At 54.2% G+C, this 12,555-nt stretch carries 13 protein-coding genes and 12 tRNA genes; 8 read left to right on the top strand and 17 right to left on the bottom strand.

Annotated features, from left to right (window positions below; all coding sequences use genetic code 11):
- Window positions 1–3: 3 nt before the first annotated feature.
- Window positions 4–570, bottom strand: coding sequence for a sigma-70 family RNA polymerase sigma factor (locus tag IPM21_00515; protein MBK9162399.1), 567 nt, complete (start codon window positions 568–570; stop codon window positions 4–6).
- A 199-nt stretch (window positions 571–769) separates the two neighbouring features.
- On the opposite strand from IPM21_00515, the gene IPM21_00510 reads away from it, so the two are divergent.
- Both IPM21_00510 and IPM21_00505 read left to right on the top strand, forming a co-directional pair.
- A complete protein-coding gene (locus IPM21_00510) occupies window positions 770–1,252 on the top strand; it encodes a hypothetical protein (GenBank protein ID MBK9162398.1) in 483 nt (160 codons plus the stop codon).
- A gap of 21 nt (window positions 1,253–1,273) precedes the next feature.
- The gene (locus IPM21_00505; protein MBK9162397.1) at window positions 1,274–1,696 is read left to right on the top strand and encodes a hemin receptor; all 423 of its coding nucleotides are present in this window, start codon (window positions 1,274–1,276) and stop codon (window positions 1,694–1,696) included.
- Window positions 1,697–1,710: 14 nt separating this feature from the next.
- Here the strand turns inward: IPM21_00505 and IPM21_00500 are convergent, their stop codons facing one another.
- The 3 genes from IPM21_00500 to IPM21_00490 form a co-directional block, all read right to left on the bottom strand.
- A complete protein-coding gene (locus IPM21_00500) occupies window positions 1,711–2,187 on the bottom strand; it encodes a hypothetical protein (GenBank protein MBK9162396.1) in 477 nt (158 codons plus the stop codon).
- A gap of 131 nt (window positions 2,188–2,318) precedes the next feature.
- A tRNA-Met gene (locus IPM21_00495) sits at window positions 2,319–2,395 on the bottom strand.
- A gap of 63 nt (window positions 2,396–2,458) precedes the next feature.
- Complete coding sequence (locus tag IPM21_00490; GenBank protein MBK9162395.1) at window positions 2,459–3,016, bottom strand: HNH endonuclease; 558 nt, start codon at window positions 3,014–3,016, stop codon at window positions 2,459–2,461.
- 473 nt (window positions 3,017–3,489) lie between these two features.
- On the opposite strand from IPM21_00490, the gene IPM21_00485 reads away from it, so the two are divergent.
- The 4 genes from IPM21_00485 (at window position 3,490) to IPM21_00470 (ending at window position 6,712) form a co-directional block, all read left to right on the top strand.
- Complete coding sequence (locus IPM21_00485; GenBank protein MBK9162394.1) at window positions 3,490–5,133, top strand: hypothetical protein; 1,644 nt, start codon at window positions 3,490–3,492, stop codon at window positions 5,131–5,133.
- Window positions 5,134–5,231: 98 nt separating this feature from the next.
- A complete protein-coding gene (locus IPM21_00480; protein MBK9162393.1) occupies window positions 5,232–5,642 on the top strand; it encodes a hypothetical protein in 411 nt (136 codons plus the stop codon).
- A gap of 130 nt (window positions 5,643–5,772) precedes the next feature.
- Window positions 5,773–6,132 carry a hypothetical protein gene (locus IPM21_00475; protein MBK9162392.1) on the top strand — a complete coding sequence of 120 codons (360 nt, stop codon included), beginning with the start codon at window positions 5,773–5,775 and terminating at the stop codon, window positions 6,130–6,132.
- A gap of 25 nt (window positions 6,133–6,157) precedes the next feature.
- A complete protein-coding gene (locus IPM21_00470) occupies window positions 6,158–6,712 on the top strand; it encodes a hypothetical protein (protein MBK9162391.1) in 555 nt (184 codons plus the stop codon).
- A 677-nt stretch (window positions 6,713–7,389) separates the two neighbouring features.
- Here the strand turns inward: IPM21_00470 and IPM21_00465 are convergent.
- On the bottom strand, window positions 7,390–8,643 hold the full coding sequence (locus IPM21_00465; GenBank protein MBK9162390.1) for an RtcB family protein: 1,254 nt from the start codon (window positions 8,641–8,643) through the stop codon (window positions 7,390–7,392).
- A 122-nt stretch (window positions 8,644–8,765) separates the two neighbouring features.
- On the opposite strand from IPM21_00465, the gene IPM21_00460 reads away from it, so the two are divergent.
- On the top strand, window positions 8,766–9,413 hold the full coding sequence (locus tag IPM21_00460; GenBank protein MBK9162389.1) for a hypothetical protein: 648 nt from the start codon (window positions 8,766–8,768) through the stop codon (window positions 9,411–9,413).
- Window positions 9,414–9,457: 44 nt separating this feature from the next.
- On the opposite strand, the gene IPM21_00455 is transcribed toward IPM21_00460, so the two are convergent.
- The 6 genes from IPM21_00455 to IPM21_00430 form a co-directional block, all read right to left on the bottom strand.
- Window positions 9,458–9,534 (bottom strand) — tRNA-Asn (locus IPM21_00455).
- Window positions 9,535–9,541: 7 nt separating this feature from the next.
- Window positions 9,542–9,616, bottom strand: a tRNA-Ile gene (locus IPM21_00450).
- 4 nt (window positions 9,617–9,620) lie between these two features.
- A tRNA-Lys gene (locus IPM21_00445) sits at window positions 9,621–9,697 on the bottom strand.
- 233 nt (window positions 9,698–9,930) lie between these two features.
- Complete coding sequence (locus tag IPM21_00440; GenBank protein ID MBK9162388.1) at window positions 9,931–10,275, bottom strand: hypothetical protein; 345 nt, start codon at window positions 10,273–10,275, stop codon at window positions 9,931–9,933.
- A 235-nt stretch (window positions 10,276–10,510) separates the two neighbouring features.
- Window positions 10,511–10,586, bottom strand: a tRNA-Asp gene (locus tag IPM21_00435).
- Between the two features lie 9 nt (window positions 10,587–10,595).
- Window positions 10,596–10,671: transfer RNA gene (locus tag IPM21_00430), tRNA-His, on the bottom strand.
- A gap of 366 nt (window positions 10,672–11,037) precedes the next feature.
- On the opposite strand from IPM21_00430, the gene IPM21_00425 reads away from it, so the two are divergent.
- Window positions 11,038–11,289, top strand: a complete 252-nt coding sequence (locus IPM21_00425) for a hypothetical protein (GenBank protein MBK9162387.1) — start codon at window positions 11,038–11,040, stop codon at window positions 11,287–11,289.
- 4 nt (window positions 11,290–11,293) lie between these two features.
- Here the strand turns inward: IPM21_00425 and IPM21_00420 are convergent.
- The 6 genes from IPM21_00420 to IPM21_00395 form a co-directional block, all read right to left on the bottom strand.
- Window positions 11,294–11,370, bottom strand: a tRNA-Cys gene (locus IPM21_00420).
- A gap of 208 nt (window positions 11,371–11,578) precedes the next feature.
- Window positions 11,579–11,655: transfer RNA gene (locus IPM21_00415), tRNA-Leu, on the bottom strand.
- Between the two features lie 8 nt (window positions 11,656–11,663).
- Window positions 11,664–11,741: transfer RNA gene (locus tag IPM21_00410), tRNA-Pro, on the bottom strand.
- An 80-nt stretch (window positions 11,742–11,821) separates the two neighbouring features.
- Window positions 11,822–11,896: transfer RNA gene (locus IPM21_00405), tRNA-Gln, on the bottom strand.
- A 9-nt stretch (window positions 11,897–11,905) separates the two neighbouring features.
- A tRNA-Tyr gene (locus IPM21_00400) sits at window positions 11,906–11,993 on the bottom strand.
- Between the two features lie 9 nt (window positions 11,994–12,002).
- Window positions 12,003–12,080: transfer RNA gene (locus tag IPM21_00395), tRNA-Arg, on the bottom strand.
- Between the last annotated feature and the right edge of the window lie 475 nt (window positions 12,081–12,555).

Genomic DNA, 12,555 nt, shown 5'->3' with positions numbered 1-12,555 from the left:
TTATCAGGTCTTTTGGAGTTGAAGGTACAACCACGCCTTGGCCTTCTGCCATTCGCGCATAATGGTTATCGGGGCAACGCCGATCGCTGTGGCGGTTTCCTCTACGGATAGTCCGCCGAAGAATCGGAGTTCGACGATGCGGGCTTTCCGCTCGTCGAATTCGGCGAGTGCGGTGAGGGCTTCGTCGAGTGACAGGATCTCAGGATCGGGCGAGCCGTCCATTTCCGCGGCGGCTTCGATCGAAAGCTTGAGCAGAACGGTCCCGTCCTGCTTCGGGCGCTTTCGGGCGAAATCGACCAATATCCGCCGCATCAGTTGAGCCGCGACGCCGTAAAAATGCGAGCGGTTATCAAACTTCGCATTGTCCCAACCGATCAGACGAATGAAAGCCTCATTGACCAAGGCCGTCGGCTGTAGCGTGTGGTCGCCGCGTTCGCGGGCCATATACCGCCGGGCGATCCGCCGAAGTTCGTCGTGGACGACCGGCGTCAGCTCCGCCAAAGCTGCCTCATCGCCGTCGCTCCAGCGTCGCAAAAGCTCTGTTACATTCGTTGAATCTACTCCCGCCATCCGATAAACAACCCGCAAATCCTTAGGTTGACAAATTTACCACACGAAGTCGGGAAAAATAATTCTCGCCGATGATAGTTCTTTCATTGCGCGAACGCATTCTTCTTCAGATGGAGGAAGATGAGGTCGGCAAGGAACGAACAATAAGGACCGCCTCCTATGCCGCAGATTCTGGATTTTATTCCTCGGAGAGAAAAAGATGGACAGATACGAACATGTTAGATACGAGGCGGCCGTGGTCGCCTTGCGGGAAGAGGCGAAGGGCGTGAAAGAGGTAGGGGCTCAGAATCGCGGGCCCCAGATCGACATCTATAAAGCCCGGGCGCATTCGCCAAAATCGGCGAATCACGAATGGTGCGGCTTTTTCGTTTACTACTGCCTGAGCGAGGCTGCAAATAAGTTTGCTGTGCCGCTGCCGTTCATCCCGGAAAAGCTTTGGAGCGGGTACAAGCTGACTAAGTGGGCAAATGAAAACCGGGACTGTATCTTGCGGACAAGTCCGTGCTACCCCGGTGACATTTATGTGATGAAGAACGGGCATATCGGCATCGTCGTCAGCCAAGGGCCTGGCACGATAGTACACACGGTTGACGGCAACCAGTCACAGATGAATCGCGGTTACAGCCTAAAGCAAAGGACACGGAATATTGTCGATATGCGGGTGATCATACGCATCGTTTAGCCAGATCAGGAGGACACAACAATGACGAATGAACAGATCCAATTGGTAACGGAAAGCTTCGACAAGATCGCCCCGCGGGCCGACGAAGCCGCGGCACTTTTCTACGGCCGATTGTTCGAGATCGACCCTGCATTGCGAGGCCTCTTCAAAGGCGATCTCGGCGAACAGGGAAAGAAGTTGATGCAGATGATCGGCGTCGCCGTTAAGGGCCTCGATCGGCTTAATGAAATTGTCCCGGCGGTTCGGTCGCTCGGGGCAAGGCATGCCGGCTACGGCGTCGAGGATTCGCACTACGAAACCGTGGGTTCGGCACTGCTCTGGACACTCGCACAGGGCCTCGGGTCCGATTTCACGAGCGAGACCGAAGAGGCTTGGGCGGCTGCCTATACGATCCTGGCCGAGACCATGAAAGACGCGAGCCGCTCTGCCGTCGCCGTCGCCTAGGCGGACGACACAGATCACGCGAACGCTTCGGCATGCATCAGCGAACGATGTATCTCTTCCTCCAACGACCCCTCCTGAAAAAGGTCCGGGCTGATATATTCGGCCCGGGCCTCTTCCGAAAATAGCCGCTCGCGGCTGTAGAACCGGAGCGGGAAGTCCTTATCGAACGCGGCGATCAGGGCGTTCGTCCTTTCGACCGTTGTGGCTCCGCGGGTCATCAGCAGAAACGCGTAGGCCGTTCGCATCCAAAAGACCGTAATGGTCTCGTGGTAGGGCATTTCTTTCGACAGATCTACGCCAAAGCCCTTCTCCAGAAGCCGAAGTATGCCCGTACGCATCCTGGCCGTGCCGACCTCCAAGCCGTATCTCTCGGCATAGAAAAGCCCAACGACAAGGTGCTCTGCGTGCCGCCAATCCTCGCGAGCGATGGTTGCCGATTCAAAGCTCGCCACAAGGTCGAGTATCTCTTTCTCGTTTCTAAAATATCGCATAGCCAATATTCTCCAATGCAAAAAAGCGAAAGCGTCCGGAATGTTTCGGACGCCCTCGCTTACTTTGAAAGACGCAGTTTACACCCGGATGCGGACAAATGTCACGCAACCGAATAGCCGTCTCAAAAAAATGGTCGCGGAGGCAGGACTCGAACCTACAGTCTTCGGCTTATGAGGCCGGGATTTTGTCCAATTAAACTACTCCGCCGAGAAAAAAGAAAACGGCCGATCGACGTGACCGGCCGCGTTGATTTATCTATAGCAAAAAAGGTCAGGCCGCGGCCCGAACCTGCTCATCGCCCAGATCATCCATGAACAAGTACTTCTTCCACTCCGGCCGCGATTCGGCGTAGTGGCAGAGCAGAACATGGTCGAGCCCGAGCCTCAGCAGTTTTTGCGAGGTCAGGAGCGGCATTCGCGCCTGCTCCGGCGTGCGGTTGCCTTTCCGCTGGTTGCAGGCAACGCAGGCCGTGACCAGGTTCGCCGGAGTGCTTTCGCCGCCCTGTGCCCGCGGGAGAATGTGGTCGAGCGTCAGGTCTTTGGCGAGCCGATGGTCGCCGCAATACTGGCAGCGATAACGGTCGCGGATGTAGATCCGGGCACGCTTCATCGTCGTTTCACGACGCGTGCGGCGGACGTTTACATAATGCCGAAGCCGAATAACAGATGGGACACGGAAAATCGTCGAGGGAGAGCGGAGAACGTTGTCGCCGTCGTGCTCTTCGATGAAGACCGCGCCGCGAAACCACAGACACACCGCCCGGGCAACACCAATGGTGCCAAGCGGCTCGTAAGAAAAGTTCAAAAGCAATACTCTTCCGGTAAGCAAACTTAACCTCCTCCCTTATTCAGGTTTTACTTTAATATCAAAAGGCAATATCTGGCAAGCACAATATATTGTGTGTAACCAAAAATTCAGACGCGTGATTTAGGGCATGCAGCCCCAAGATGTTGATGGACCGATGCATTCTCGCGGTACGGTCATTGGGATCGGCACCGCGACGTTTGGCCCAATGGCCGTCCCGAGGCACACCGATCGGATGTGGAAAGTTCATAAACCTCGATGCAGCAAAAGCTATCTTCGAGTCCCGCTGATAGTTGGACATCTCACTCGTTATCGGCGTATCATACGCCGCATAGCAACGACAGACCGACGACGGATCTGTTTGGATCGGTTCTCCGTCCGAGCGAAAGCCATTTATTTCATTGAGGCGTCGATCTCATTGATCGAGCATATAAGCACTAACTTTCAGTCGACGCCTTCCACTCGACCGGCGATCTAACCCCAAGGAGGAAGAGATAGTGAAAATACACCTCGCACTCGTCGCAATTCTGCTGCTCTGCAGTTCCGCATTTACGCAACATGCCGCCCATGCTGCGCCGGTCGCCGAGAAGCCGATCGCATTACTCCATAGCAGGGGATTCGTCAATCACAAGGTATCGACATCGGATCAGGAGGCCCAGCGGTACTTTGACCAAGGCCTCTCGCTTTACTACGCCTTCAACGAGGTCGATGCCGCTCGTTCTTTCGTCCGGGCAACGGAACTCGATCCGAACCTCGCGATAGCATGGTGGGGCGTCGCTCTTGCAAAGAGCGGGCTCGGCAACGCGAAGTCCGGGGCCGTCCGCGATATGAAAGCTGCGAACGAGGCTATCCGCAAGGCCCTTTCGCTTAGTTCGCCGGCGAATGAAAGATCATATATAGAAGCACTTGCGAAACTCCTCCCCGGTGACGCCGGAGCTAAACAGAGCGATCTGTATATCGCGTATCGCGACGCGATGGCCGAAGTTCATAAGCGACAACCAGATGACCCGGACGCCGCCACGCTATATGCGATGAGCATTGGGAATACGGGCCCATTTTGGGGAAAATGGCGAAACGACGGCACCGCGATCGGTGGCGCTCAGAAGATGGTCGAGGTTCTTGAAGCCGGGCTCAAAAAGCATCCGAGGCATCTTGGCCTGACGCATATCTACATCCACGCTGTAGAAGATTCACCGACTCCGGAACGTGCTCTGGCAGCTGCCAACAATATTCAATCACTGAAACTCGATCAACCCGAGCTTGGCCACATCATTCACATGCCGTCGCACATCTACTTGCGAATGGGCGACTACAAGACCGCAGCAGAGGCCAACGAATTGACGGCGAGCACTCCAATGAGTGGCCTGACGGAAGATTTCAAGCAGTGGCACTATGGGCACGTGTATTCATTCCTGATCTATTCGTACAGCATGCAAGGGAATTATGAAAAGGTCCGGAACGCCCTCGAGCGTGTCTTTGATCTTAATTTTCCAAACGCACCAACAGAGCAGCGAATTTATCGCGGAAACGACGTAATGCAGCTGGTTCGATTCCGGAAATGGGATGAGATATTGAAACTTCCGGTCGATCCTGTGCGGCCGGGCGCATGGCATTGGGCCCGGACGCTGGCATACGCGGCGAAGAAAGATATTCCCGCTGCCGAAGCGGAGCGAAAGGCCTTAGTGGAGGCCGTTGCCGTAGAGAACGAGATGATGTCGAAGACGATGCCGCCGGAACAATTTGCCAAGATCTCTACGATGTTACAGCGGATGGACATCATTTCTTACGCGAAGCTCGATGCGGCGATCGCAGTCGCCAAAGGAGACCGCGAGACTGCGGTCGAATTACTGAAAAAGGCCATCGTCGAGGAAGATCAGGTTGACTATAATGAACCCCCCCTGATCCAGGATCCGTCGCGGGAAACCCTCGGCGGTGTGCTTTTGCAGATGGGCAAATTCGCCGAGGCCGAGGAGGTCTTTCATGAAGACCTGAAATACACGCGAAACAACGGCAGGTCCTTGTTCGGACTATGGAAATCGCTGGAAGCACAGAAAAAAGCGAAGGAAGCCGCAGAAGCCGAAAAGCAGTTTCGCGAAGCCTGGAAATATGCAGACACCGAGCTAAGGATCGAGGACCTTTAGAAGCGAAGAGCTCGAATAGACATAAGCGACGATTAGACATTTAACAAATTTGCTACAACAATTCTGATCAAAAGACTATTTAGGAGCGATCGAACGCAATGGTACGAAATATCTTCGCGGTTATCGTCGGCATCGTTGCCGGAGCGTTGGTGAATACGGGCATCGTCATGTTTGGCCCGATGGTTATTCCTCCACCGCCCGGAGCCGACATGACGACGGCCGAAGGAATTGCCGCTGCGATGCCGTTAATGGAGGCCCGGCACTTCGTCGTTCCGTTTGCGGCTCATGCGCTTGGTTCATTCGTTGGAGCATTCGCCGCGGCCTCGCTTGCGGTGAGCCACAAAATGAACATCGCACTCGGCATTGGTGCGTTTACGATGCTCGGCGGGATACTTGCCGCGTGGTTCATCCCGGCGCCGTTTTGGTTTGTGGCGGTTGACCTCATATTCGCCTACATTCCGACCGCGTGGATCGCCGGAAAGCTGGCGACTTCGGGCAAGATGTCCTAACGCGACAGCTTAATTTTCTTTGCCGTCTGAGCGGTCAAGGAAGTCGTTCCGCGCTCGACAAACCGATGCTTGTCGTTTTAATTTATTGTTTTCCCACGAATTTATCTGGAACTCAACATTTATTAAGACGATGAATTCACGAACGATTCGCGATTTTTCCGTCCCGACAGACATCTGGCCCTCGGTCGAACGATGGGCTGGTGAAGAGGGCTTCGAACTGATCGAAAGCTCCGGCAATAAGCGTGTTTACCGACACGGATCGGGCCTCATCGTACTGCCGACGATGCTCGAGATCTCGGCCGATGAAGGCGACGTCCACCTCGAAGCGTGGATAAAGAGCAACCCTGTCAACCGACTTCTCACGCTCTTTATGACGCCGAACGAGATCGCTCTCGAATCAGGCGGAATAACCTTTGCGGCCGTGCGTTCGCTTGCGAGAAAATCGGTGAACGGCCTGCTCGTCCATCTCGGCCAACCGCTGATCGCATAGCCTCGCTCGTGCTACATTACTCGCGATGACATCGATTGACGACTTCATTCCGGAGTTCGACGTCCGCGAGAGATTTGAGCGGCGGGTGAAGGCTCCGCCCGAGGTCGTGATGCAGACGGCATACGACTTTGATATGCAATCGATCTGGCTGATTCGCACGATCATCAATACACGCAAATTTCTTCTTGGCGGCACACAGGACAAACGCAACTCGATGGGGCTCGTCGAGGAGACCCGTAAACTCGGGTGGGGAACGCTTGTCGAAGAATCGGGCCGGCTTTTGATCTGCGGTGCCGTCTGCCAGCCGTGGTTCGGCGATGTGAAATTTACTGCGATCCCGCCCGAAGATTTTGCTGCCTGTAACGAACCCGATCAGGTCAAGATCGCATGGACGCTCGAAACCATCGAGGCCGAACCGAACGTTACCCTCTTCGCCCACGAGGTCCGCGCCGTCGCCACCGACGACGAAGCGCGTCGCAAGTTCAAACGCTACTGGCGATGGGCCCGCTTCGGCATAATAGCCATCCGCCTGCTCCTTCTCCCGGCGATTCAAAGAAAAGCCGAAAGCATCGCAAAATAAAGTCGGAGGCCAGAGCTTGGAGTTCTAGCTTTAGCTGGCCAACCTCGGCAGACAAGCGTTGCAGATTGCGACAGAACTTGGAGCACCGCGCCGGAGTCGAACCGGCGACATCTGCTTGGAAGGCAGGAGGCCTGGCCCTTGAACGAACGTCGCTTGCAGTTTGGAGTTCCAGCTTTAGCTGGCCAACCTTGCCAACGAGGTGTCGCCGTTGGAAACGAGCAGATGTAGTACCCGCCGGCCGCGGAACAGACATGTTGTGGCATCAAAAATCTATTGAACCGATTTTGAGAACGATGCTAAGCTGTAATCAATGCTATGACAAATCTCCAGGCAAAATACCGACGTTGGCAATCAAAGAAAGCCGCCAGACGCGTCAACGAGTGGCCAACGAAGCGGTCAAAGGGAAAGCGGTACTTCGTGATTGCATCAGCATTAAAGGTTTGCCTCACGAGCACCAGTCTTCTGATACTGGTAGATGTCGCTTACGGCGGCCCGCTAACTCTCCCTGGTATCACAAGTAAAATCATTATCACGTTGCTTGCCGGGTATTGGGTTGGGCATGTTGCGTGGAATGCTCGCGAGAAGGAGTACTTGGAAGATACTGGATCCCCATCTCAAGTTGCCCTTGGCCAAAAGAAGCCCGCTTAAGCGGGAACTCCAAACGGCGGAGTTCCCACTTACCCCTTGACGCAGATGACCTGCTTTAGCTCGGCGACTACCTCGACGAGGTCGTGCTGCGCGCGCATGACTTCCTCGATGTCTTTATAGGCACCGGGGATCTCGTCGACGACGCCCTTGTCCTTACGGCACTCGACGCCCATCGTCTGCTTTTTCAGATCATCGATCGTGTACTTCGCCTTCGCCTTGGTACGGGACATTTTACGGCCCGCACCGTGCGAGCAAGAGTTGAACGACTCCGGATTTCCACGGCCTTTGATGATGAACGATTTCGCTCCCATCGAGCCCGGGATAATACCGTAGCGTCCGTCTTCGGCATTTATCGCACCCTTGCGGGTAACGTAAACCTTCTCGCCGAAGTGCTCCTCTTGAGCGACGTAGTTGTGATGGCAGTTGACCGTGAACGGAGCGCGGACACTCTTGTCCGCATCGCCGATTCCTCCGGCGAGACCATCCGTTCGCGACGAAGTGCCGCTCATGCGGACAGGAGTGTCCGCGCTCCAACCGAACATTCGGTTGAATGATTTCAGCAGGCGGTTCATCATGATCTCGCGGTTCTTCATCGCGTATTTCTGGGCCCAGTCGAGGTCGTGCCAATAGGCTTTGAACTCGTCAGTTCCCTGGATGAAGTAAGCCAGGTCAGGCGACGGCAGTTCGTTCAGCCGATGCAGCGATTTCGCGGTCGCGATGTGACGCTCGGCAAGTTCTTTACCGATGTTTCGCGAACCCGAATGCAGCATCAGCCAGACGTTGTCCTCCGTATCGAGACAGACCTCGATGAAGTGGTTACCTCCGCCGAGAGTCCCGAGCTGGACCATCGCCTTACGCTTGCGGTCCTGCACGCCTTTGTGCAGATCGTCAAATGTTTCCCACGCATCCCAGCGCGAGGCCTCGTCGACCGATTCCTTGTAAGCGTTGAAACCAGTTGGGATAGCACGCTCGATCTCGTGGCGAAACTCCGCCATCTTTCGGTCGAGAATGCCGCTCTTGAAAGGCGTTTTCACCGCCATCATCCCGCAGCCGATGTCCACACCGACCGTCGCCGGGATCACGGCGTCCTTCGTCGCGATGACCGATCCGACCATCGAACCCTTGCCCAGATGGGCGTCCGGCATTAGCGCCACGTGCTTATAAAGGCACGGCAGACGCGAAACGTTGCGGAGCATGTTCTCCTCTTCGAACGTCATCCCGTGGGTTACCCACGACAGAACATCCGACTTCGCCCCGCTGATATTTAGTTTGTTATATGGCATAAGTCCTCCTTTTTTGGTTATAGATCAGGAAAAAAGACTAAATGATGTCATTCGATCACATCGAGGAATCGAAAGAGTTGGTGTACGATGTCTTGACGACATTCTTAACTAGGTGAAAATTTATGAAATGCATGATGATGCTTGTGCTTGCTTTTGCGCTCTTGATCTCTTTTGCGTGTGGACAGAAATCGCCCAGTGCTGGCCCCGAAGCTAAGAAAGCCACTGAAATTTCTCAATGGCAAGCGGTTGAGCTTAAGAAATGGGGAATCGACGGCATTTCGTTGCCGGCTTACCTAGCCAGTGAGGGCGATGATTCGTCTCTGCAGGAAAACGGCGAAGTCACATGGACCGTTTATTCGAAGACTTGGAGTTCGGCTCCGTCAAAAAAAGGACCAAAGATCGCCAGCGTTGAGCTTACCGTCACAGATTGGAACGTGCCTTTTTCGAAGGTAGTACCCGATATGGACGCAGAATCCGCTACACCTGAAAATTTACTTGCGGTTGACCTGATTGGCGATCAGACAAGACAGCAGGCGGAAAACTCACTGGTGGAATATGCGGACTATCATACTATCGGTGATCAAAGAGGAGCTTTGGTACAGATCCGAGATTTCGATAACAAGGACCAGATAATTTTGATCTGGCAAACTTTACGCTACTTCAATGGTAAATCACAACGAATTGTCCTGCAGGTCACCGCCGCACGGGTTGAATTACCAGACGCGAAAAAGATCGTGAACTCTCTGAAGATCGAAAAGGAAAAGATCTAAGTGGGTCTGGTCGTCGGTTCCTTTTCTTTTCCCATCAAGTGAATTGGCTGACAGGGCGGGACTCGAACCCGCGGCTTCCGATTTAACAGAACGGCACTCTGACCATCTGAGTTACCTGTCAACAAAAGTGGTTGCGGCGGAAGGATTCGAACCTTCGGCCACGGGATTATGAGCCCCGAGCTCTACCGCTGAGCTACACCGCAAAAATGGTCCGCCGGGTGAGATTCGAACTCACGCTCCCTCGCTTAAAAGGCGAGTGCCTTAACCAGCTTGGCCACCGGCGGGCGGCCGAAAAAAATTGGTTGGCAAACGCGGTGAGGATGATGCATCAGCAGGCTGCCGACGAACAGGCCCATTGCGGGCCAAGGTAAGCAATTGCATTCGGCAGCCCTCGCATCGTCCATCACTCCGCGTTTGTGGTGGTGAGACTTGATGGCGGAAAGTTCCGCCGAAATATTTTTGATTCTCAACCCGGCCGATTCCGAGGGTGAATCGGCCGGGGACGCCGCGGGAGAATTTAGTGGACAGCCGAAGCTGCCCGAGTGTGTCGGTGAACAGAGTCGCGAGCGTTGATGACCTCGATCTCTCGTTCGATAGCCGAACGAAATTCGTTGATCACCTCAGCCAGCAGTCGGACCTTGTGGAGGCTGTTCTGCCGGTCCTCAAAAGTCTCGAGGTCGAAGTAAAGCTCTATCTCTTGGCTGCAATCAGCGATTCGAAGAGCGATCTCGTTGTAATCATCGGAACCTTTGCAACAGACGTGTTTCTCGCGGGCGTCTTCGACTACCGCGATGATGTACGCCCGCATGTCGGTCCTCAAGTTCAGAAACTCGCGTCGCTGAATGTGGTACTTCTTGTGCATTGTCTTTTCCTCAAATGTTCTAGTGCTGAAAAACGGGTGCTTCGGTGGCGACGCGAATTCAGCGAACTAGGAAAAGCTTCGCATTCACGTCACCGGCGTAATTCGGCTGATAAGTGTAAACATAGGTCTTGTCTCCTTTTGGCTAATGAAATGGTGGACGCTCTTGGTATCGCGCCAAGCTCTTCGGCTCTTCACGCCGACGCTGATCTGTCTCAGCTAAACGTCCTCGAAATTTTGGCGGGACCGAACGGACTCGAACCGTCATCGTCTTCCTCGACAGGGAAGTGCATACGCCTTTCTGCCACGGTCCCTTGGTGTATTGGGTGGAACGGCGGGATTTGAACCCGCATCTGCCTCAGTCACAGTGAGGTGCTTTGTCGGTTAAGCTAAGTTCCACATATAGGCGTGTAAAAAATTGTTGTTTAATGGCGTCCGAATGCTTAAAATGAAATTCGAGACGTTCTCACCTTTCACCCAGTCGTAATGCCACATTTCAATAATCACGATGAATCTCTCAGTTCTACGAACGTCCGGTACTCGTTTGGTAACGACGATCCAGTCGTCCTATGCATCAAGTGTCAGACGTCCGAACAGGTTTCCGACCGGGTGTTAGTTTTTAGCAAGATCTCACCAGTCGCATATCTTTCATTCCTTCTCGGCCCTCTGGTCGCTCTGGTAGTCCTTGCAATCACGTCAAAGAATCACACTCTCGGCCTGCCGTTGTGCCGACAATGCTGGAACCGATACAGGTTCGCGTCATGGATGAGCGGGTTCTCGATCTTGCTGTTTTGCGGCTCGCTCGCGGCCGGTGTAGCAATGATGCTCCAGTTCGAAACCGGCTATTTGTTTTGGCCGGCTCCGATCATTGCTACTGCGGTAATGGCCTTCCTCTTCTACTCGAAGCAATCGGCTCTACCGACGGTACTTTACATCGATAAGGCCAAGATTGTTCTCGACGGGGGAGTTCATGGGGAGATCACGTTCCAGTATCACGGCGTTGCAACACGTAGCTAACATGTGGAGCGGGTGATCGGATTTGAACCGATGATGAACGGATCTGCAGTCCGCCGCCTTGGGTCGCTTGGCTACACCCGCGAATTTTTCGGGGAGCCAATTGCATCCGGCTCCCCGTCCGGCGTATGAAGCGTGCAACGAGAGATGCCCGGAACCGGGATGGCCGCGGACATGGTCCTTTGTTCGACATACGCGAGATCGAAATGGAAGGGACGACGGGTCTCGAACCCGCTAGGAACAGCTTGAAGGGCTGCTTGCTCGACGTTTTGCATTCGTCCCCGGAAAAAGTTGGTACACGCGGAAGGATTCGAACCTTCAATATCCGGTTTCTAAGACCGGCGCCTTTGCCGATTTGGCCACGCGTGCAGAAAAATTGGTCAGAGCGGCAGGATTTGAACCTGCGAACACTTGTTTCCAAAACAAGCCCGTATAGCCATCTGCGGAACGCTCTGTCTAAGTGGTCGGTGGTCAGTTGGGAGTCATCGAATGGTGTTCGTCTAACGACCGACGCCTGACCGCTGACAACTGCTTCTGGCTTCGGGGGAAGGATTCGAACCTCCATTAACTGGTTCAGAGCCAGCCGTCCTGCCGATTAGACGACCCCGAAAAAAGTTGATGGTGCACCGGGAAGGATTCGAACCTTCGCAGCTCGAATGAGCGACAGTTTTACAGACTGCCTGCCTTTGCCGATAGGCGGCCGATGCGTGAAGAATTGGAGGAAACGGTAGGATTTGAACCTACAACCTGCTGATTCGTATTCAGCTGCTCTGATTCCGTTGAGCTACGTCTCCTAAAAGCAGTGACGAGGGAATAGTGACGAGTGACAAGCCTCAATAAGCTCGTCACTCGCCACTCGTCCCTTGTCACTGGTTAACGGCTATTCAGTTGTCAAACATCGAAAAGAAAAGGAGCGGCTTACTCCTGGGTCTCCGTGACCCGGGCGTAACCGCTCCTAAAAACTTCGCGACGAGAACTTCTCGTCCGCTTTTCGATGTTTCGGGAGCGGGAACGCCGCTCCCGCTGTGTCAATCTAGTTGTTCCGTGCGATCAAGATCGCGCCGTTTGGGTTGATAATTGCCTATTTCGAGGCTCGCACACGCGAACGTATTCCAACCCGTTCCGGGCAGCATCAAAATGGCCGCCGTGAGGGTCGGGAATGTTCTCGGTGTATGTATCGAACTTCGAGTCATATCGTTTCTTCCAAAAAAACTTGCCGCGAACTTTCCGCGACAGGTGAAGAGTTTTAGCACGACAAAAAATCGCTTG

It is taken from the genome of Acidobacteriota bacterium, from assembly GCA_016716435.1.
GTDB lineage: Bacteria > Acidobacteriota > Blastocatellia > Pyrinomonadales > Pyrinomonadaceae > OLB17.
This window is presented reverse-complemented; position numbering and strand designations above follow the sequence as displayed.

What these genes read in the sequence shown, in the direction of transcription:
- IPM21_00515 (MBK9162399.1), bottom strand. Translation starts at nt 570, where the DNA reads ATGGCGGGAGTAGATTCAACGAATGTAACAGAGCTTTTGCGACGCTGG.
- IPM21_00510 (MBK9162398.1), top strand. Translation starts at nt 770, where the DNA reads ATGGACAGATACGAACATGTTAGATACGAGGCGGCCGTGGTCGCCTTG.
- IPM21_00505 (MBK9162397.1), top strand. Translation starts at nt 1,274, where the DNA reads ATGACGAATGAACAGATCCAATTGGTAACGGAAAGCTTCGACAAGATC.
- IPM21_00500 (MBK9162396.1), bottom strand. Translation starts at nt 2,187, where the DNA reads ATGCGATATTTTAGAAACGAGAAAGAGATACTCGACCTTGTGGCGAGC.
- IPM21_00480 (MBK9162393.1), top strand. Translation starts at nt 5,232, where the DNA reads ATGGTACGAAATATCTTCGCGGTTATCGTCGGCATCGTTGCCGGAGCG.
- IPM21_00475 (MBK9162392.1), top strand. Translation starts at nt 5,773, where the DNA reads ATGAATTCACGAACGATTCGCGATTTTTCCGTCCCGACAGACATCTGG.
- IPM21_00470 (MBK9162391.1), top strand. Translation starts at nt 6,158, where the DNA reads ATGACATCGATTGACGACTTCATTCCGGAGTTCGACGTCCGCGAGAGA.
- IPM21_00465 (MBK9162390.1), bottom strand. Translation starts at nt 8,643, where the DNA reads ATGCCATATAACAAACTAAATATCAGCGGGGCGAAGTCGGATGTTCTG.
- IPM21_00460 (MBK9162389.1), top strand. Translation starts at nt 8,766, where the DNA reads ATGAAATGCATGATGATGCTTGTGCTTGCTTTTGCGCTCTTGATCTCT.
- IPM21_00440 (MBK9162388.1), bottom strand. Translation starts at nt 10,275, where the DNA reads ATGCACAAGAAGTACCACATTCAGCGACGCGAGTTTCTGAACTTGAGG.
- IPM21_00425 (MBK9162387.1), top strand. Translation starts at nt 11,038, where the DNA reads ATGAGCGGGTTCTCGATCTTGCTGTTTTGCGGCTCGCTCGCGGCCGGT.